Here is a 17,955-nt window from a genome sequence, read left to right as displayed (position 1 = left end):
CGTACAGCGCGCCCCGGCGCCCCAGCCGCCCCACCAGCCGCCCGGCGCCCGAGGCCGAGACCGTGCCCACCAGGTACACCAGGAAGACCGACCCGGCGATCCCCTGCGGCAGCGAGAACGGCGCCTCGGTCAGCCGGTACCCGATGACCGTGTACACGCCCCCGAACACCGTCATGAACAGCGCCCCGATCGCGAACAGCCGCCGCAGCAGCGGATCGGCCAGGTGACCGCGCACCGTACCGGCCAGCACGCGCGGCCGCAGCGACCCCGGACGGAAGTGCTCCGGCGCCGGCAGCAGCAGCCGGAACGCCACCGCGCACGCCACCGCGATCAGCCCGATCACCCCGACGGCCACCCGCCAGCCCCACTCCTGCGCCACCCAGCCGGTGATCACCCGGCCGCTCATCCCGCCCACGCTGTTGCCGGCCACGAACAGACCGATCGCCGTCACCAGCGCCCTGGGCGTGACCTCCTCCGCCAGATACGCCGTCGCCGACGCGGGCAGCCCGGCCAGGGCCGCGCCCTGCAGCGCCCGCAGCGCCACCAGCGCGCCCAGCGACGGGGCGAACGGCACCAGCAGCCCGACGGTCACCGCGACCGCCAGGGAGACCGTCATGACCGTACGCCGCCCGAACCGCTCGGACAGCGCGCTCATCGGCAGCACGAACAGCGCCAGACCGCCGGTCGCCGCCGACACCGTCCAGCTCGCGTCGCTCGCGCTCACCGCGAAGTCGCCGGAGATCAGCGGCAGCAGGGCCTGGGTGGAGTAGAGCAGCGCGAACGTCGCGACACCCGCGAGGAACAGGGCGAGACTCATCCGGCGGAAACCGGGCCCGCCCGGAGACATCCGGGACTCGGAGACGGGCGGCGGGGCGGCGGGAACGGATGCGACGGCGCCCACACTGGTGGACGCCCCGGTACTGGCGGGAGACATGCCCCGAAGCTACGTACGGCCCCGCTCATCCGTCCAATGCACGGAATCGCCATAATCGATCCCATGGAGCATCAGCGGAGGTCACGAGGACGGCTGTCACAGACCGGTGACACACGAGACACGGACGACATGTCCAGGGTGCTCGCCCCGCGCCTCGCCCACTTCGCCGGAGTCGCCCGCACCGAGCACGTGACGCGCGCCGCCCAGGAGATGCAGGTGCCGCAGTCGACGCTCTCCCGGTCGATGGTCCGCCTCGAAGAGGACCTGGGCGTCGACCTGTTCGCCCGCCACGGCCGCACCGTCTCCCTGACCCCCGCCGGCCGCACCTTCCTCACCTCCGTCGAACGCGCCCTCGCCGAGATCGAACGCGCCGCGGACGCGGTGCGCGCCGACGCCGACCCGGCCACCGGCAAGGTCGCCTTCGGCTTTCTGCACACCATGGGCGCCGAGACCGTACCCGGCCTGCTGCACGCCTTCCGCGCCGACCATCCGCGCATCCGCTTCAGCCTCGTCCAGAACTACGGAGAGGCCATGCTGGAGGGCCTCCGCGCGGGCGAACTCGACCTGTGCCTGACCTCTCCGGTGCCGGACGCCCCCGATCTCGTCGCCCGCCGCCTCGACGAGCAGCGACTGCGCCTGGTCGTCCCCGCCGACCACCGGCTCGCCGGCCGCCGCCGGATCCGCCTCGCCGAGGCCGCCGACGAGAACTTCGTGACCCTGGAACCCGGCTACGGCATGCGCCGCATCACCGACGACCTGTGCGCCCAGGCCGGTTTCAGGCCCCGTATCGCCTTCGAGGGGGAGGAAGCCGAAACGCTGCGCGGCCTGGTGGCGGCCGGCCTCGGCGTGGCCCTCCTCCCGCCACCGCCCTTCCCCCGCCCCGGAGTCGTCGAGCTGACGGTGACCGCCCCCAGAGCGGCGAGAGAGATCGGTGTGGCCTGGCTCGCCGGCCACCCGGACACACCCCCGGTGGCCGCCTTCAAGAAGTTCCTGCTCTCAAAAAGAGGCACACTGCTGCCCAGCTAGGGGCGCGGGGCTGCATCACCATGCGGCTCCGCCGCGTGAGCGCGACAAGCCACCGACGGCCGAGGTCGCGAACCATGACCCCAACGGCGCTACCGCTGCAACGACCTGCCGAACCCGGCAGCGAGCGGCATCCGCAACCCCAGCGGCGGAGGCGCCGCCAGGGCGTCCCGCACGGGCCGCGAGAGCGCCCGCCCGAACAACGCCCCCATCACGAAGTCCTCCGCCAGCGCCAGTACTTCGTCCCGGTACTGACTCAGCCCGTGACCGTCCGCGTGGACCTCGAACCGGCACACCTCCCGGTTCGCCTTCTTCGCCCGCGCCGCCAGCCGGAACGACAACTCCGGATCCGTCCGGGCGTCATGGGTGCCGTGCACCACCAGCACGCGCCGTCCGACGAGCTGTTTCACCGGCTCGGGCGGCGCCGCCACGTCCTCCCCGGGCAGCCAGGGGGCCAGCGCCACCACGGAGCCGACCGCCTCGTGGCCCCCCGCGCGGAGCGCCGCCCGGCCGCCCATACCGAGACCGACCAGGCAGACGGGGACGTCCCCGTAGCGCCGTACGGCCTCGTCGGCGGCCCAGGCGGCGTCCCGTGCGAGATGCGCCTCGCTGCCGTTCCAGCCCCGGTAGCGGTAGTGGACGACATGGGTGGCGAGACCGTGCTCGTGTCCCGCGCGGGCGAGACGCCGGCCGAGGCCCCGCACCGACGCGGCCGCCACCATGGGGGACGGTCTGCGGGTGGAGACCTCCTCGCCGGCCGGGAGCAGCAGCACCACACCGCTCACCGCCGCCGGCTCCGATCCGAGCGTCCTCCCCAGCCGGGCCGTGCGCACCGGTGTCGCTTGCTGTGCCATGACAGAACATTCTCAGAAGAGGCGGTGTACCCGCCCCGTCCGTGCGGTCACCGTTGCGTATCGACGAATTTCTCCCACCGGTGATCTACGCGCGTAGGAGTTAGAGTGCGGAAATGACGAGCCAGACCATCGCGAACACCCCGACGGCGGACCAGATCCGCCGGGCGCCCAAGGTTCTGCTGCACGACCACCTCGATGGCGGCCTGCGTCCCGGCACCGTCGTCGACCTGGCCCGGGAGAACGGGTATCCCCAGCTCCCCGAGACCGACCCCGGCAAGCTCGCGCTCTGGTTCCGGGAGGCCGCCGACTCCGGATCCCTGGAGCGCTACCTGGAGACCTTCTCGCACACCGTCGGGGTCATGCAGACCCGGGACTCCCTCGTCCGGGTCGCCGCCGAGTGCGCCGAGGACCTGGCCGAGGACGGCGTCGTCTACGCCGAGGTGCGCTACGCCCCCGAGCAGCACCTCGAAGGCGGGCTGACCCTCGAAGAGGTCGTCGAGGCGGTCGACGAGGGCTTCCGGGAGGGGGAACGGCGCGCACGGGAGAACGGCCGCCGCATCCGGGTCGGCGCCCTGCTCACCGCGATGCGGCACGCCGCCCGCTCCCTGGAGATCGCCGAACTCGCCAACCGCTACCGGGACCTGGGCGTCGTCGGCTTCGACATCGCGGGCGCCGAGGCCGGCTACCCGCCCACCCGGCATCTCGACGCCTTCGAGTACCTGAAGCGGGAGAACAACCACTTCACCATTCACGCCGGCGAGGCGTTCGGACTGCCCTCCATCTGGCAGGCCCTGCAGTGGTGCGGCGCCGACCGGCTCGGCCACGGGGTGCGGATCATCGACGACATCCGGGTCCGCGACGACGGCACGGTCGAGCTCGGCCGGCTCGCCTCCTACGTCCGGGACAAGCGCGTCCCGCTGGAACTGTGCCCGAGCTCCAACCTGCAGACCGGCGCGGCGTCCTCGTACGCCGAACACCCGATCGGCCTGCTGCGAAGGCTGCATTTCCGGGCCACCGTGAACACCGACAACCGTCTGATGTCCCACACCACCCTGAGCCGGGAATTCGAGCACCTGGTCGACGCCTTCGGTTACACGCTCGACGACATGCAGTGGTTCTCCGTCAATGGGATGAAATCAGCGTTCATCCCTTTCGATGAACGACTGGCCATGATCAATGACGTCATCAAGCCCGGATACGCCGAGCTGAAATCCGAATGGCTGTTCCGACAGACCGCCTCCACCAGCGGTTCCGCGGAAACGGAGCGCTGGGCGGCGCGTTCTCGGGAAACGTAAACACAAGCGGCGTTCACCATTCATCCGCATTTCGATGTTTGCGGCGGGCGGTGCCGCGTGTTTACCGTCGCAGCACCGCTCACTCCCCGTATCCCATTTCGAGGACGCATATACATGAAGCAGTCTGCTGCCAAGACCCTCGGTGTCGCCGCTCTCGGTGCCGCCTTCGCCGCCGCCGGTGCGGGTGCCGCCAACGCGGCCCCGGCCGTTCCGGACGCCGGCCAGGCGCTGGACACCGTCACCCAGGCCGTTCCGGCGGAGCGGCTGTCCGGTGCGGCGCCGGGCTCGGCCGAGGCGCTGTCCACGGGCCAGGAGCTGGCCGGCACCGGTGTGGCGGCCGTGCAGCCGGTGGCCGAGAAGGCGGGCCCCGCGGTTCCGGGCGCCGGTCTCCTCGGCGGTCTGCCGGTGAACCAGCTGCCCGCCAAGGCCCTCAACGTCAACGGCATCCCGCTCGGCAGCTGAACCACCCAGGCGTGAACCGCCGATGGGGCGCATCCCGGTTTCCGGGGTGCGCCCCATCGGCGTATGCGCGGGGAGACGGTGTTCTCGCGGACTACCAGGCCGGCGTCCGGGCCTTGTCCTCCGAGGGCAGCAGCACCCACAGCGCTATGTACAGCAGGAACTGCGGTCCCGGAAGCAGACACGATGCCAGGAAGATCACCCGCATCGTGGTCGTGGAGGTGCCGAAGCGCCGGGCCAGCGCGGCGCACACTCCGCCGATCATCCGGTCGTTGGTGGGGCGGGCGAGGCGGCTCATGACGGCTCCTTCGTCAGCGGTGCGAGGCCTCCCGGTCGGCTGCCTCATGCACTCCACGTTACGGAGACGAAGGGGGAAACGCGTCGCTCCACGGAGCGATCCCGACCCTCGGAATCGTCGGGGTCCGCCCCTGAGCCGGCTCCTCCGGGAGGAGGGCCGTCACGGGCCGCCGCTCGTCCCTGCGGCGCAGCCGGGCGCGGCCCGCCGGCACCACGGCCAGGTGCGCGAGCGCCGCGCCGGCCGTGTTCAGCAGCAGCGAGTCCACGTCGACGACCTGCCCCGGCACCGCGGTCTGCAGCAGCTCGACGGCCAGGGAGACGAGGGCGACCGCGGCCATGGTGCGGATCAGCGATCCCAGCCGGGACACCGCCAGCCGGCCCCCGGCCAGCGGCAGCAGCACGCCCAGCGGAGCCAGCAGCGCCATCGCCTCGCCGACCCGCCGTACCCCCGTCACCCAGCCCAGCGCGAAATCGCCCCGGATGCCGGCGAAGGGCCGCAGATTCGCGGGCATCACCCAGGGGACGTCCAGCGGGCGCAGCGTGTACCAGGCGACGAACGCGAGGTGCGCGGCCAGGAGGAGCCCTCCTGTCACACGGATACGGGACGCGGCGGTGCCGCCGGTGAGGCCTTGACGCTGCACGCCCCCCAAGACGCGGCGTCCGGCACGATCGGTTCCGGCATGTCACCCGTTCACCTCGTGAGGCATGCGCCACAGTCCGGACCGGTCACGTCACCCCGGACCACATCGTCGGCCCGCCCGCACCCTCACCCGCCCCGCACGGCCTCCGCCCTCCGGGCGGGACCCGCCGACGCGTCCCGCGGCCGTCACCGGCCGCCTGGCGTCCCGTGGCGCTTCCATCGGTGGCCGGGGGCCGCTGGGCTCGTCCTGTCGGGCGGCTGAGGTCGAGCGGGCTGCGCGCGTCGGCGGGCTGCCGACGTTTCCGGGGTGGTCACCGGCCGCCTGGCGTCTCGTCGCGCCTTCACCGTGGGCGGGGGCCGCTGGGCTCGTCGTGTGCGGGTGGCCGACTCGCGTGGTCTCCGCGCCTCGGCCGGGTCTGCCGACGTGTCGGTGGTTGGCCATCGGCCGCGTGGCGTCTCGTCGCGCCTTCCACTGTCGGCGGGGGCCGCTGGGCTCGTCGTGTGCGGGTGGCCGACTCGTGTGGCCTTCGCGCTTCGGCCGGGTCTGCCGACGTGTCGGTGGTTGGCCATCGGCCGCGTGGCGTCTCGTCGCGCCTTCCACTGTCGGCGGGGGCCGCTGGGCTCGTCGTGTGCGGGTGGCCGACTCGTGTGGCCTTCGCGCTTCGGCCGGGTCTGCCGACGTGTCCGGTGGTGTGCCGTCCGGCCGTCACCGGGCCCGTCCCGTCGGCCCCGCCCGCCCCGTCGCGGTCTCACCGTCCGGCGGCGGGGCGGGTCGGCCCTGGTCTGTCCCGGTGCCTTCCGCTCAGCCGCCGGTGGCCTTCGTGGAGGGCGGTTCCTCCTCGCCCGGACGGCTACGGACCGCGTCCGTGCACTTGTAGCGGCGCGGGCGGCTGTCGTCGGGACCGCCCAGGATCACCGACCCGTCCCCGTCGGCGGCCGACGAGTCGGAGAAGGTGCACACGACCTGCGCCAGCCCGGGGGAGGACAGGTTCCCCGGCTCGGTGCTCAGCCGCAGTGTGTCCTCCGGATCGCCGGGCCGCGGACCGCTCACCTTCGTCCCGCGCGGCACGCGCGTGGTGTACCCGGCCTTCCGCTCGGCGTCCGACGGCTCCTGCGACATCACGTCCAGCAGCCCCTGCGCCACCAGCGCCCGCCGCGCGTCCGCGGCTCCGTCCGGCACCCGTACCGTCCGGTCCACGGCCACCAGCGACGATTCGCAGAGCAGGAACACCTGTACCGGGAGCCCCCGCCCGGCCTGCGTCGGGACCTCCGGCTCGACCGGCGAGCAGAGCACCCGCGAGGGCGCCGGACCGAAGTCGGTCGGCACCTCCGTGGCCCGGATCCCGCACCCGGCCAGCAGAGTCCCGAGCGCCCCGACGGCCAGCAGCCTCCGCACTCCGCAGGCGGCAGCCTCCCGTACGGCCGTCCGCCGCGGGACGGCCCGCCGTTCGGTCATCCGGCCCGCACCCATCAGGCGCCCCCCTCGGCGCCTTCGTCCACGACGTCGCCGTCCCGCTCCGGCGCATCCTCCGCGGACACGTCCCGCGGCAGCCGCAGCGTGAACACGGCGCCGCCCTCGGGCGAGTTCGCCGCGGTGATCTCACCGCCGTGGATGTGCGCGTTCTCCAGCGCGATGGACAGCCCCAGACCGCTGCCCTCGCTGCGCGGCCGGGAGGCACTCGCCTTGTAGAAGCGGTCGAAGACATGCGGCAGGACCTCCTCCGGGATGCCCGGCCCGTGGTCCCGCACCTCGATGACCACCGTGCCCCCGCCGACGCCCCCGTCCCCGGTCCGCTCCGCGCCGTCCACACCCCCGGTGCCGGACTCCCGCACCGCCACCCGCACCGGCGAACCGCCGTGCTTGAGCGCGTTGCCGATGAGGTTGGCCAGGATCACGTCCAGCCGGCGCGGGTCGATCCGCGCGTGGATACCGCGCTCGGCGTCCAGGTCGACCGCGTCCAGCCAGGCACGCGCGTCGATGCAGGCGGTGATCTGGTCCGCGACGTCGACGTCGTCCAGCACCAGACGGGCGGTTCCGGCGTCGAAGCGGGTGACCTCCATCAGGTTCTCCACGAGGTCGTTCAGCCGCCGGGTCTCGCTCACCACCAGTCGTACCGCGGGCTCGATCATCGGGTCGATCCCGCCGCCCTCGAACTCGAGCTCCTCCTCCAGGACTTCCGTCACCGCCGTGATCGCGGTCAGCGGCGTACGCAGTTCATGGCTCATGTCCGCCACGAACCGGCGCGAGGCCTCGTCCCGTGCGGCCATGTCGGCCACCCGCTTCTCCAGCGCTTCGGCCGCCTTGTTGAACGTGCGGGACAGATCGGCGAGTTCGTCGGTGCCCGACACCCTCAGCCGGGTGTCCAGTCGGCCCTCGCCGAGGCGCCGCGCGGCCACCCCCAGCCGCTGTACCGGCTTCAGCACGGTCGTCGCGGCGGCGTGCGCGAGCAGCGCGGAACCTATCAGCGCCAGCGCCGTCGCGATCCCCAGCGACCAGGCCAGCGAGCCCAGGTCCTTGGCCTCCGGCTCCAGCGACTTCAGCATGTAGCCGGTCGGCCCGCCGCCGATCACCCGCGTCCCCGCCACCAGGTACGGGGTGTCGTCGTCCACCGTCCGCTGCCAGTACAGATGGTGCGGATACGTGTTGGTCGACGTGACCTTCTGCCGTTCGGTGACCGCGTCCCGCAGCGCCTTCGGCACGTCCTGCAGCGAGAAGCCGTTCAGCCCGCCCGAACTGCCGTACACCGTCCGTCCGTCGGGGTTCCGCGCGATCAGCAGCACGGTGAAACGCTGACTGCTGGTCGCCATCTGCCCCGCCGCGCGCTGCAGTTCGTCCTGCGTCGGATGCTCCGGCAGCGCGCCCGCACGGTTCTGCATCTCCCGTTCGAAGTCGCGCAGCACCGCGTCCTGGGTACGGGTCAGTACGGATTCACGGTTCAGCCAGTACGCGATCCCGGACGCCGACACCGCGGCGGTGAGCGCGACCATCCCGAACACCACGACCAGCCGCAGCCGCAGACTGGTGAAACGCAGCCGTGACCAGACTCCCTTGCGCGCCGCGAACCAGCCGCGGACCCCCCCTTGGTGCTCGTGTGTCACTGAGGCGGGTCCAGCCGGTAGCCGACACCGCGCACGGTGCGGATCAGGGTCGGGGACGACGGCACGTCCTCGACCTTGGCGCGCAGCCGCTGGACACACGCGTCCACCAGACGCGAGTCGCCCAGGTAGTCGTGCTCCCACACCAGCCGCAGCAACTGCTGCCGGGACAGTGCCTGCCCCGGCCGCCGGCTCAGCTCGAGCAGCAGCCGCAGCTCGGTCGGCGTCAGCTGGAGGTCCTCGCCGTTCTTCGTCACGGTCATCGCCGAACGGTCGATGACCAGACTGCCGAAGCTCGCCGAGTCACTGGACTCCCGTTCCCCGCGCCGCAGCACGGCCCGGATACGGGCGTCCAGCACCCGCCCCTGGACCGGTTTGACGACGTAGTCGTCGGCGCCCGACTCGAGACCGACGACCACGTCGATGTCGTCGTTGCGGGCGGTCAGCAGGATGATCGGCAGCTGGTCGGTGCGCCGGATACGACGGCACACCTCGAAACCGTCGATGCCGGGCAGCATCACGTCCAGCACGATCAGGTCCGGCCGCTGCTCGCGCAGCAGCTTCAGACCGTCCTCGCCACTGGCAGCGGTCGCCACTCGGTGACCCTGGCGCGTCAGTGAGAGCTCCAGGGCCGTGCGGATGGCGTCGTCGTCCTCGATCAGCAACAGGGAAGGCACGCGCTCATTCTGGCCCATGGAGTGCTTCCTGTTCGACCCGTGGGCGACAGATGCCCATTCGGCCCGGATACGTGCCGCTACGTGCGCCGACGCTTGTGAAGGATCGGTGCCCCCACCGTGACCGACCCCTGTGACACGTCTGTGACAGTCGGCTGACACGCCGATGAAGGTCCCCGGGCAAGCTTCTCGGCACAAGCACAACAGCACAACAGCACGACGGCAGGACCGCACAACAGCACGGCAGAACACCGGAACTCCACGACGGGGGGCGCGAGATGAACACGCTGCACGGCACCAGCTCCAGCGCAGTGATCACGCGGCTGCACGACGTGAACCGGGGTTCCGAGAGGTCCGGTGCCGCGAGCATGCGGGGGTGCGCTCGTGGCGCCGGGCGTCAGCACACCACGATCATGACGGTGGTTGACGCACCCACGGGGGACACGAACGGGGGAACCGCGTACGGGGAGGGCTCGGGGGAGCGCCGCTCGCTGTCGGAGGCGGAGTTCACCGCCTACGTCCAGGAGCGCCGCGCCTCCCTGTACGCCACCGCCTACCACCTGACCGGCGACCGCTTCGAGGCCGAGGACCTGCTGCAGAGCGCGCTGTTCTCGACCTACCGGGCGTGGGACCGGATCAGTGACAAGGCGGCGGTCGGCGGATACCTCCGCCGCACCATGACCAACCTGCACATCAGCGCGTGGCGCCGCCGCAAGCTGAACGAGTACCCGACCGAGGAACTGCCGGAGAGGGCCGGCGACACGGACGCGATGCGCGGCACGGAGCTGCGCGCGGTCCTGTGGCAGGCGCTGGCCCGGCTGCCCGAGCTCCAGCGCACCATGCTGGTCCTGCGCTACTACGAGGGCCGCACGGACCCGGAGATCGCGGACATCCTCGGCATCAGTGTCGGCACGGTGAAGTCGAGCATCTGGCGGTCCCTGCGCCGGCTGCGCGAGGACGAGGTCCTCAGCTTCGGCCGTGACGAGGAGAGCGCCTTCGGGGAGCTTGTCGCCTGAAGGCAGGGGGAGCCTGGAGGACGGGGGAAACCCTCCAGGCGCACGGGGGAATCGGGGAATCGGGGGATCCGGGATTCGGGGGAGTTCCGGTCGACCACGGCCCGCGGGGGGACGCACCAGGGGCCCGAGGGGGGACACGGGAGAAGCACGGGGGAGTGCGAAACAGCGGGACTGCGCAGGGCCGGGGGGCCCGTCACGCGGTCCCGCTTTTTCGTGCGCCCGTGCCCCTGGCGCGCGCCGGGGGGCATCGCGGCCGGCTGTACGCCGTACCCGCCACCCGTGTTCGCCGTCGCCTTCTACCTCGCCGAATGGTTGATCCCCGACGGCTCGATCCGAACCTGGTCCGCCGCGCCCGGTACCGGCGCCTGCGAACGCCCGGCGACCGCGGCCTTCGCCAGCCGGCCCAGCGCCTCGTCCCGGTCGCACGCGTACGCGCCCAGCGCCGTCTGGCGGGCGATGATCGACCGCTCCTGCCGCATCAGCCGCCAGCCGCGGCGCAGCAGGAACGGCACCGACTTGCGGCCCTCCCGCAGATCCCGCAGGAAGCGCCGCCGGAACGTCCGCACCGGGCCCCGGCTCAGGCACAGCGCGTCGGCCAGCAGCCCCAGTTCACGGCAGCGGGTGACGACCTCCGCGGCGAAGACGCCCTCCGCGATGAACAGCGGGGTCCCGCCGATGTCGACGACTCCCTCACCCGTACGGGCGCTCAGCGAGATGTCGTAGACGGGAACCTGTGTACGACGGTCGCGGCACAGCCGCTCGATCGCGTCGACGGCGACGTCCGCGTCCCAGGATCCGGGATGGTCCCAGTCGATGTCGGAGCTCCCCGCGACCAGGGGGAGGGTCGGGTCGTCGCCCTCCTTGTAGAAGTCGTCGAGACGCAGCACCGGAAGGCCGGAGCGGGCCGCGAGAAGGGACTTGCCGGAGCCGGAGGGGCCGCAGAGCAGCACGACTCGCGCGGATATGGGCGACTGGGAACTCACGGGACACCAGTCTGAGGCATCAGCGGGGCGGCGTACGACCCGGAGGCCCGGCTTTGAAGCGCGCGTCACATCTCAACTACGCTGCGCGATGAATCGATCACCGAGCGAAGGCAAGAGGTGGCAGACCGATGGCCCGACACAAGGCACCCAGGACGCCGACCGCCCGACGCGCCCTGGCGGTCCTCGCGACGGCGGGCGTGGCGCTCGGAGGCGCCGCGACGACGGCGGCGGCCGCCGGCTCCGAGGCGCTGCTCGACGATGCCGGGCAGGTCGTGGGCACGGTCGCGGACCTCAAGCCCAACCCCCTCGCCGGCACGGGCGTGGACCCGCTCGACAACGGCGTCGGCACCCAGGTCGCCGACTTCCGCTCGGTGGACTCCCGGGAGGTGACAGGCCCGGTCGCCCAGGCCCCGTCGGTCGGCGCCGTCCCGGTCGCCGGACCGGTGACGGACGCGCTGCGGAGCTGACCGGGCGGGAACGCGGCGAAGCGCCGTACCCCTCCCGGACGGAGGCGGAGTACGGCGCTCTGCCACGGGACGGCGTCGCCCGGACGGGGGGAGTGCGCGGCCGAGGGCCGTGCCGGTCCGGACGGGTCCGACCGGGCGATCGGACCCGTGCGGGTCCGGGTCCGTGCGGGTCCGAGCCCGCGCGAGTCCGTGTGCGTCAGTACGCGGAGCCCGAGGCGCCCAGGGAGCCCGTGGGGTGCCAGACGGTCTTGGTCTCCAGGAACGCCGTCATGCGGTCCGTGCCGGGGGCTGCCGACCAGTTGTCCACAGACTGTGGACGCAGGACGCGCTTCAGGTTGTCCGCGGCCGCGATCTCCAGCTCCTTCGCCAGCTCCTCGTCCGCGCCCGCGAGGTCGATCGCGTTGACGTCCTGGTGGGAGGCCAGCGGGGTGGCGATCTCCGCCGTGCGGCCGGAGAGGATGTTGACCACGCCGCCGGGGAGGTCGGAGGTGGCCAGCACCTCGCCGAGGGAGAGGGCGGGGAGCGGGGACTTCTCGCTCGCGATCACGACCGCCGTGTTGCCGGTCGCGATGACGGGGGCGACCACCGAGACCAGGCCCAGGAAGGACGACTTCTGGGGGGCCAGTACGGCGACCACTCCCGTCGGCTCGGGGGAGGAGAGGTTGAAGAAGGGGCCCGCGACCGGGTTGCCGCCGCCGACCACCTGGGCGATCTTGTCGGTCCAGCCCGCGTACCAGACCCAGCGGTCGATCGCCGCGTCCACCTGGTCGCCGGCCTTCGACTTCGACAGGCCCTCGGCGCCGGCGACCTCCCGGACGTACTGGTCCCTGCGGCCCTCCAGCATCTCCGCGACGCGGTAGAGGACCTGGCCGCGGTTGTACGCCGTCGCGCCGGACCAGCCACCGAACGCCTTGCGCGCGGCGACCACCGCGTCACGGGCGTCCTTGCGGGAGGAGAGGGGCGCGTTGGCCAGCCAGTTCTGCTTGGAGTCCGTCACCTCGTACACCCGGCCGCTCTCGGAACGCGGGAACTTCCCGCCGACGTACAGCTTGTAGGTCTTCAGTACGGTGAGTCGGTCAGACATCGAGGTACGCCTCCAGGCCGTGGCGACCGCCCTCGCGGCCGTAGCCCGACTCCTTGTAACCGCCGAACGGCGAGGTCGGGTCGAACTTGTTGAACGTGTTGGACCAGATGACGCCCGCGCGGAGCTTGTTCGCGACCGCCAGGATGCGCGAACCCTTCTCCGTCCAGATGCCCGCCGACAGGCCGTACGGCGTGTTGTTGGCCTTGGCGACCGCCTCGTCGGGCGTGCGGAAGGTGAGGACGGACAGCACCGGGCCGAAGATCTCGTCGCGGGCGACCGTGTGCGCCTGGGTGACGTTCGTGAACAGCGTCGGGGCGAACCAGTAGCCGTTCTCCGGGAGTTCGCAGGCCGGGGACCAGCGCTCGGCGCCCTCCGCCTCCCCCTGGTCGGCCAGCGCGGTGATCCGGGCCAGCTGCTCGGCGGAGTTGATCGCGCCGATGTCGGTGTTCTTGTCCAGCGGGTCGCCGAGGCGGAGGGTGGTGAGGCGACGCTTGAGGGAGTTCAGCAGCTCGTCGTGGATCGACTCCTGGACCAGGAGGCGGCTGCCCGCGCAGCAGACCTGGCCCTGGTTGAAGAAGATGCCGTTGACGATGCCCTCGACGGCCTGGTCGATGGGGGCGTCGTCGAAGACGATGTTGGCGCCCTTGCCGCCCAGTTCGAGCGTCACCTTCTTGCGGGTGCCCGCGACCGTGCGCGCGATCTGCTTGCCGACGGCGGTCGAACCGGTGAAGGCGACCTTGTGCACGTCGGGGTGGGCGATCAGCGCGGCGCCGGCGCGGCCGTCACCGGTCAGAATGTTGACGACGCCCTTGGGCAGACCCGCCTGGCGGCAGATGTCCGCGAAGAACAGGGCGGAGAGCGGAGTCGTCTCGGCGGGCTTCAGGACGACCGTGTTGCCCGTCGCGAGGGCCGGGGCGATCTTCCACGCCAGCATGAGGAGGGGGAAGTTCCAGGGGATGACCTGGCCGGCCACGCCGAGGGGACGCGGGTCCGCGCCGTAGCCGGCGTGGTCCAGCTTGTCGGCCCAGCCCGCGTAGTAGAAGAAGTGCGCGGCGACCAGGGGAAGGTCCGCGTCGCGGGTCTCCTTGATCGGCTTGCCGTTGTCGAGGGTCTCCAGGACGGCGAGCTCGCGGCTGCGTTCCTGGATGATGCGGGCGATGCGGAACAGGTACTTCGCGCGCTCGGAACCCGGGAGCGCCGACCACTTCTCGAACGCCTTGCGGGCGGCCTTCACCGCGCGGTCGACGTCCGCCTCACCCGCCTCGGCGACCTCGGAGAGGACCTCCTCGGTGGAGGGGGAGACGGTCTTGAAGACCTTGCCGTCGGCGGCCTCGGTGAACTCGCCGTCGATGAACAGGCCGTACGACGGGGCGAGGTCGACGACCGAGCGGGACTCGGGCGCCGGCGCGTAGTCAAAAACAGGTGCCATGGTGATCAGTCCACCGTCACGTAGTCGGGGCCGGAGTAGCGGCCGGTGGCCAGCTTCTGGCGCTGCATCAAGAGGTCGTTCAGCAGCGAGGAGGCGCCGAAGCGGAACCAGTGGCTGTCCAGCCAGTCCTCGCCCACGGTCTCGTTGACCAGGACCAGGAACTTGACGGCGTCCTTGGTCGTACGGATGCCGCCGGCCGGCTTCACACCGACCTGGACGCCGGTCCGGTCGCGGAAGTCACGGACCGCCTCCAGCATGAGGAGGGTGTTCGCGGGGGTCGCGTTGACGGCGACCTTGCCGGTCGAGGTCTTGATGAAGTCGGCCCCGGCCAGCATGCCGAGCCAGCTCGCCCGGCGGATGTTGTCGTACGTCGACAGCTCGCCCGTCTCGAAGATGACCTTGAGGCGGGCGCTCGTCCCGCAGGCCTCCTTCACGGCGGTGATCTCGTCGTACACCTTCCTGTAGTTCCCGGCGAGGAAGGCACCGCGGTCGATGACCATGTCGATCTCGTCGGCGCCGGCGGCGACGGCCTCACGGACGTCCGCCAGCTTCACGGCGATCGGGGCGCGGCCGGCCGGGAACGCGGTGGCGACGGACGCGACCTTGACGTCCGAGCCGGCCACCGCCTCCTTCGCCGTGGCCACCATGTCGGGGTAGACGCAGACCGCGGCCGTGGAGGGCGCCGTGCGGTCGGTCGGGTCGGGGCGGACCGCCTTCGCGCCGAGCGCCCGGACCTTGCCCGGGGTGTCCGCGCCTTCCAGCGTCGTCAGGTCGACCATCGAGATGGCGAGGTCGATGGCGTACGCCTTCGCGGTCGTCTTGATCGAACGGGTGCCGAGGGACGCGGCGCGCGCCTCCAGGCCGACCGCGTCCACGCCGGGCAGCCCGTGGAGGAAGCGGCGCAGTGTGCTGTCGGACGCGGTGACGTCGCTGAGAGCGTTCGGTGCAGTGCTGGGCATGGTCACCAGACGAGCATATCTACGCGCGTAGCGGCTGTACAGCCCCGAGGTGCATCTCGCACGACTTCGGGCGGGACGCGGCAGCGGGACCCGGCGGGGCGTACGCGCGCGGCCTCCACCGCGTACCGGGTCCGTCGCCGCGTCGTGCAGAATCGGGGGCATGACGAGCCCCGACCCCCAGTCGCCCGGCCCGGAGCCCACGAAGCCCTCCGGCCCCGCGACACCCCAGTACCAGGACCGGATCTACCGGTCGCCCGCCGGCCTGGTCGGCGGTGTGCTGCTGCTCGCCATCATCGGCTGGCTCGGCCTCGACGCGGTGATCGCCGGCGAGGGCCGCACGCCCTGGTTCGCCCTCGCCACGATGCTCCTCCTCGTGCCGCTGGTCGTCGCCTACACCCTGCGCCCCGCCGTCTACGTCAACGACGACCGGCTGCGCGTCCGCAACCCGTTCCGCGTGATCGTGCTGCCCTGGGGGGAGGTCGCCTCGCTGCGCTCCGCGTTCTCCAACGAGGTCGTCGACGCGTCCGGTACGAAGTACCAGCTGTGGGCGCTCCCGGTCTCCCTGCGGGCCCGTGGCAAGGCGGCACGGCACGAGGCCCGGGCGGCCGCGGCCGCCGCTCGCGCCGAGAGCGGAGAGCGTGCGGGCCGGGGCGGCGGCCGCGGGCGCATTCCGGGGGCCCCTCCGGAGGTGCCGAAGAAGGCCGAGGGCGACCGGGCCATGGCCGAGATGCGTGAGCTGCACGAGCAGCGGCAGGGTGTCGGGACCGCGCAGGGCGAGGTGACCGTGCGGTGGGCCTATGAGATCGCGGGGCCTGCCGTCGCGGGGGCCGTGCTGCTGGTGGTTCTGCTGGCGGTGGGGTGACGGGCGCTGGGCGCTGGGCGCTGGGCAAGCTGAGCGTCGGGTGCCAGGGTGCCAGGGTGCCAGGGTGCCAGGGTGCCGGGCGTCGGGTGCCAGGGTGCCCGGGTGCTGGGCGTCGGGTGACGGCTGACGGGCGTTGAGCGTCGGGTGGCGTACGCGGGGCGAGTGGCTCGCCCCGCGTGGGCGCCTCAGATGCCGGCGGCCCCGGACAGGTCCTGCTTGATCCGGGCGAGGAGCGCGGTCGCCTCCGCGCGGGCCGCCGGGAGGTCCGGCTTCGCGGCGACCGGGACCACCACCTCCAGGTAGCACTTCAGTTTCGGCTCCGTGCCGCTCGGACGGACGATCACCCGGGCGCCGTCCAGGGTGTAGCGAAGACCGTCGGTGGGCGGGAGCTTCTCCGTCCCCTCGGCCAGGTCCTCGGCCCGGGTCACACGCAGGCCGGCCAGCTCCGTGGGCGGCTTCTCGCGCAGGCGGCGCATCGCGGCGGCGATGATGCCGAGGTCCTGCACGCGGACCGAGAGCTGGTCGGTGGCGTGCAGACCGTGCTCGACGGCGAGATCGTCGAGGAGGTCGGGGAGCGTACGACCCTCCGACTTGAGCTCCGAGGCCAGCTCCGTGAGCAGCAGCGCCGCCGTGATGCCGTCCTTGTCGCGTACGCCGTCCGGGTCGACGCAGTAGCCGAGCGCCTCCTCGTAGCCGTAGCGCAGGCCCTCGACCCTTGCGATCCACTTGAAGCCGGTCAGGGTCTCCTCGTAGGGGAGGCCGGCCTTCTCCGCGATGCGGCCGAGGAGGGAGGACGACACGATCGACTCCGCGAACGTGCCGGTCGCTCCGCGGCGGACCAGGTGCGCGGCGAGCAGCGCGCCGACCTCGTCGCCGCGCAGCATGCGCCAGTCCTCGCCGGTGGGGCCGCCGTCCTTGACGGCCGCGGCACAGCGGTCGGCGTCCGGGTCGTTGGCGATGACCAGATCGGGGTCGCTCTCGCGGGCCTTCGCGAAGGCCAGGTCCATCGCGCCGGGCTCCTCCGGATTGGGGAACGCGACGGTCGGGAACTCCGGGTCGGGGTCGGCCTGCTCGGCGACGAGGACCGGGACGGGGAAGCCCGCGCGGGCGAACGCGGCGAGGAGGACGTCCTTGCCGACGCCGTGCATCGCGGTGTAGACGGTGCGGGCCGTGCGGGGGGAGTTCTCGGCGAGGACCGCGTCCGTACGGGCGAGGTAGGCGTCGAGGACCGAGTCGTCGAGGGTCTCCCAGCCTTCGGTGGGGCGGGGGACCGTGGTGAGGGAGGCCACGGCTTCGATCTCCGCGGCGATCTCCGCGTCGGCCGGGGGGACGATCTGGGAGCCGTCGCCGAGATACACCTTGTAGCCGTTGTCCCGGGGTGGGTTGTGGCTGGCGGTGACCTCCACGCCGGCGACCGCGCCCAGGTGCCGTATGGCGAAGGCGAGGACGGGGGTGGGGAGGGGGTGGTCCAGGACGGCCGCCCTGAGGCCGGCGCCGGTCATGACGGCGGCGGTGTCCTCGGCGAAGTCGCGGGACTTGTGGCGGGCGTCGTAGCCGATCACGACGAGGCCGGCCGTGTCGTCCCCGTGGGGGGTGCCGTGCTTCTTGAGGTACGCGGCGAGGCCGGCGGCGGCGCGGATGACCACGGAGCGGTTCATGCGCATCGGGCCCGCGCCGAGTTCGCCCCGGAGACCGGCGGTGCCGAACTGGAGGGTGCCGGCGAAGCGCGCGGTGAGTTCGGCGTGGTCGCCGGCGTCGATGAGGCGGGCGAGTTCCTCGCGGGTGTCCGGGTCGGGGTCCTCGGCGAGCCATGCCCGCGCCTGTGTGATGAGGGCGTCGTCTTCCACGGTTCGGTCGGCCTCTCTCGGTCGTGGTCTGTCAGG

General features: G+C 72.3%; 18 protein-coding genes. 6 read left to right on the top strand and 12 right to left on the bottom strand.

The features are described 5' to 3' along the window. Window positions 1–934, bottom strand: a 934-nt coding sequence (locus tag B9S61_RS33825) for an MFS transporter (protein WP_103545593.1), incomplete at its 3' end; no start/stop codon positions are given. A gap of 63 nt (window positions 935–997) precedes the next feature. Between B9S61_RS33825 and B9S61_RS33820 the strand changes: the two genes are divergently transcribed. Further along, entirely contained in the window at window positions 998–1,960 is a 963-nt protein-coding gene (locus B9S61_RS33820) for a LysR family transcriptional regulator (RefSeq protein ID WP_103545591.1), read from the top strand. A gap of 89 nt (window positions 1,961–2,049) precedes the next feature. Here B9S61_RS33820 and B9S61_RS33815 read toward each other — a convergent pair whose 3' ends face one another. Beyond that, a complete protein-coding gene (locus B9S61_RS33815; protein WP_103545590.1) occupies window positions 2,050–2,811 on the bottom strand; it encodes an alpha/beta hydrolase in 762 nt (253 codons plus the stop codon). Window positions 2,812–2,924: 113 nt separating this feature from the next. Here B9S61_RS33815 and B9S61_RS33810 point away from each other — a divergent pair, with 113 nt between their 5' ends. Further along, window positions 2,925–4,106 (top strand): adenosine deaminase, encoded by a 1,182-nt coding sequence (locus tag B9S61_RS33810; protein ID WP_103545589.1) that lies wholly within the window; start codon window positions 2,925–2,927, stop codon window positions 4,104–4,106. 114 nt (window positions 4,107–4,220) lie between these two features. Continuing rightward, complete coding sequence (locus B9S61_RS33805; protein WP_103545588.1) at window positions 4,221–4,568, top strand: ATP-binding protein; 348 nt, start codon at window positions 4,221–4,223, stop codon at window positions 4,566–4,568. A 91-nt stretch (window positions 4,569–4,659) separates the two neighbouring features. On the opposite strand, the gene B9S61_RS33800 is transcribed toward B9S61_RS33805, so the two are convergent. The 5 genes from B9S61_RS33800 to afsQ1 all read right to left on the bottom strand — a co-directional run bounded on the left by B9S61_RS33800 (window position 4,660) and on the right by afsQ1 (window position 9,275). Further along, window positions 4,660–4,863, bottom strand: a complete 204-nt coding sequence (locus B9S61_RS33800; RefSeq protein ID WP_103545587.1) for a PspC domain-containing protein — start codon at window positions 4,861–4,863, stop codon at window positions 4,660–4,662. A gap of 58 nt (window positions 4,864–4,921) precedes the next feature. Next, window positions 4,922–5,503: a VanZ family protein gene (locus tag B9S61_RS33795; RefSeq protein WP_103545586.1), complete on the bottom strand. Its 582-nt coding sequence runs from the start codon at window positions 5,501–5,503 to the stop codon at window positions 4,922–4,924. A gap of 801 nt (window positions 5,504–6,304) precedes the next feature. After that, window positions 6,305–6,958, bottom strand: a complete 654-nt coding sequence (locus B9S61_RS33790) for a hypothetical protein (RefSeq protein WP_103545592.1) — start codon at window positions 6,956–6,958, stop codon at window positions 6,305–6,307. 14 nt (window positions 6,959–6,972) lie between these two features. Continuing rightward, window positions 6,973–8,601: a sensor histidine kinase gene (locus B9S61_RS33785; RefSeq protein ID WP_103545585.1), complete on the bottom strand. Its 1,629-nt coding sequence runs from the start codon at window positions 8,599–8,601 to the stop codon at window positions 6,973–6,975. Beyond that, window positions 8,598–9,275 (bottom strand): two-component system response regulator AfsQ1, encoded by a 678-nt coding sequence (afsQ1, locus tag B9S61_RS33780; protein ID WP_029394402.1) that lies wholly within the window; start codon window positions 9,273–9,275, stop codon window positions 8,598–8,600. The genes B9S61_RS33785 and afsQ1 overlap by 4 nt, the downstream gene beginning before the upstream one ends. 275 nt (window positions 9,276–9,550) lie before the next feature. Here afsQ1 and B9S61_RS33775 point away from each other — a divergent pair, with 275 nt between their 5' ends. After that, window positions 9,551–10,288, top strand: a complete 738-nt coding sequence (locus tag B9S61_RS33775) for a SigE family RNA polymerase sigma factor (protein ID WP_103545583.1) — start codon at window positions 9,551–9,553, stop codon at window positions 10,286–10,288. Between the two features lie 296 nt (window positions 10,289–10,584). Here B9S61_RS33775 and B9S61_RS33770 read toward each other — a convergent pair whose 3' ends face one another. Next, on the bottom strand, window positions 10,585–11,271 hold the full coding sequence (locus B9S61_RS33770) for a uridine kinase (RefSeq protein WP_258040002.1): 687 nt from the start codon (window positions 11,269–11,271) through the stop codon (window positions 10,585–10,587). Window positions 11,272–11,399: 128 nt separating this feature from the next. Here B9S61_RS33770 and B9S61_RS33765 point away from each other — a divergent pair, with 128 nt between their 5' ends. Next, entirely contained in the window at window positions 11,400–11,738 is a 339-nt protein-coding gene (locus B9S61_RS33765) for a hypothetical protein (RefSeq protein ID WP_103545582.1), read from the top strand. Window positions 11,739–11,934: 196 nt separating this feature from the next. Here B9S61_RS33765 and B9S61_RS33760 read toward each other — a convergent pair whose 3' ends face one another. From B9S61_RS33760 to deoC, 3 genes are read right to left on the bottom strand one after another with little or no spacing between them, the layout of a single operon-like run. Continuing rightward, window positions 11,935–12,822 (bottom strand): aldehyde dehydrogenase family protein, encoded by an 888-nt coding sequence (locus B9S61_RS33760; RefSeq protein WP_103545581.1) that lies wholly within the window; start codon window positions 12,820–12,822, stop codon window positions 11,935–11,937. After that, complete coding sequence (locus B9S61_RS33755; protein ID WP_103545580.1) at window positions 12,815–14,251, bottom strand: aldehyde dehydrogenase family protein; 1,437 nt, start codon at window positions 14,249–14,251, stop codon at window positions 12,815–12,817. The genes B9S61_RS33760 and B9S61_RS33755 overlap by 8 nt, the downstream gene beginning before the upstream one ends. Before the next feature lie 5 nt (window positions 14,252–14,256). After that, entirely contained in the window at window positions 14,257–15,210 is a 954-nt protein-coding gene (gene deoC, locus B9S61_RS33750) for a deoxyribose-phosphate aldolase (protein WP_103545579.1), read from the bottom strand. A gap of 160 nt (window positions 15,211–15,370) precedes the next feature. Here deoC and B9S61_RS33745 point away from each other — a divergent pair, with 160 nt between their 5' ends. Continuing rightward, window positions 15,371–16,072 carry a PH domain-containing protein gene (locus B9S61_RS33745; protein WP_103545578.1) on the top strand — a complete coding sequence of 234 codons (702 nt, stop codon included), beginning with the start codon at window positions 15,371–15,373 and terminating at the stop codon, window positions 16,070–16,072. 185 nt (window positions 16,073–16,257) lie between these two features. On the opposite strand, the gene B9S61_RS33740 is transcribed toward B9S61_RS33745, so the two are convergent. Beyond that, window positions 16,258–17,919, bottom strand: coding sequence for a phospho-sugar mutase (locus B9S61_RS33740; protein ID WP_103545577.1), 1,662 nt, complete (start codon window positions 17,917–17,919; stop codon window positions 16,258–16,260). Between the last annotated feature and the right edge of the window lie 36 nt (window positions 17,920–17,955).

The sequence above is a fragment of the Streptomyces sp. SM1 genome (genome assembly GCF_002910825.1).
GTDB lineage: Bacteria > Actinomycetota > Actinomycetes > Streptomycetales > Streptomycetaceae > Streptomyces > Streptomyces okerensis.
Note: the sequence above shows the minus strand (reverse complement) of the source record. Positions and strands in the feature narration are given on the sequence as shown.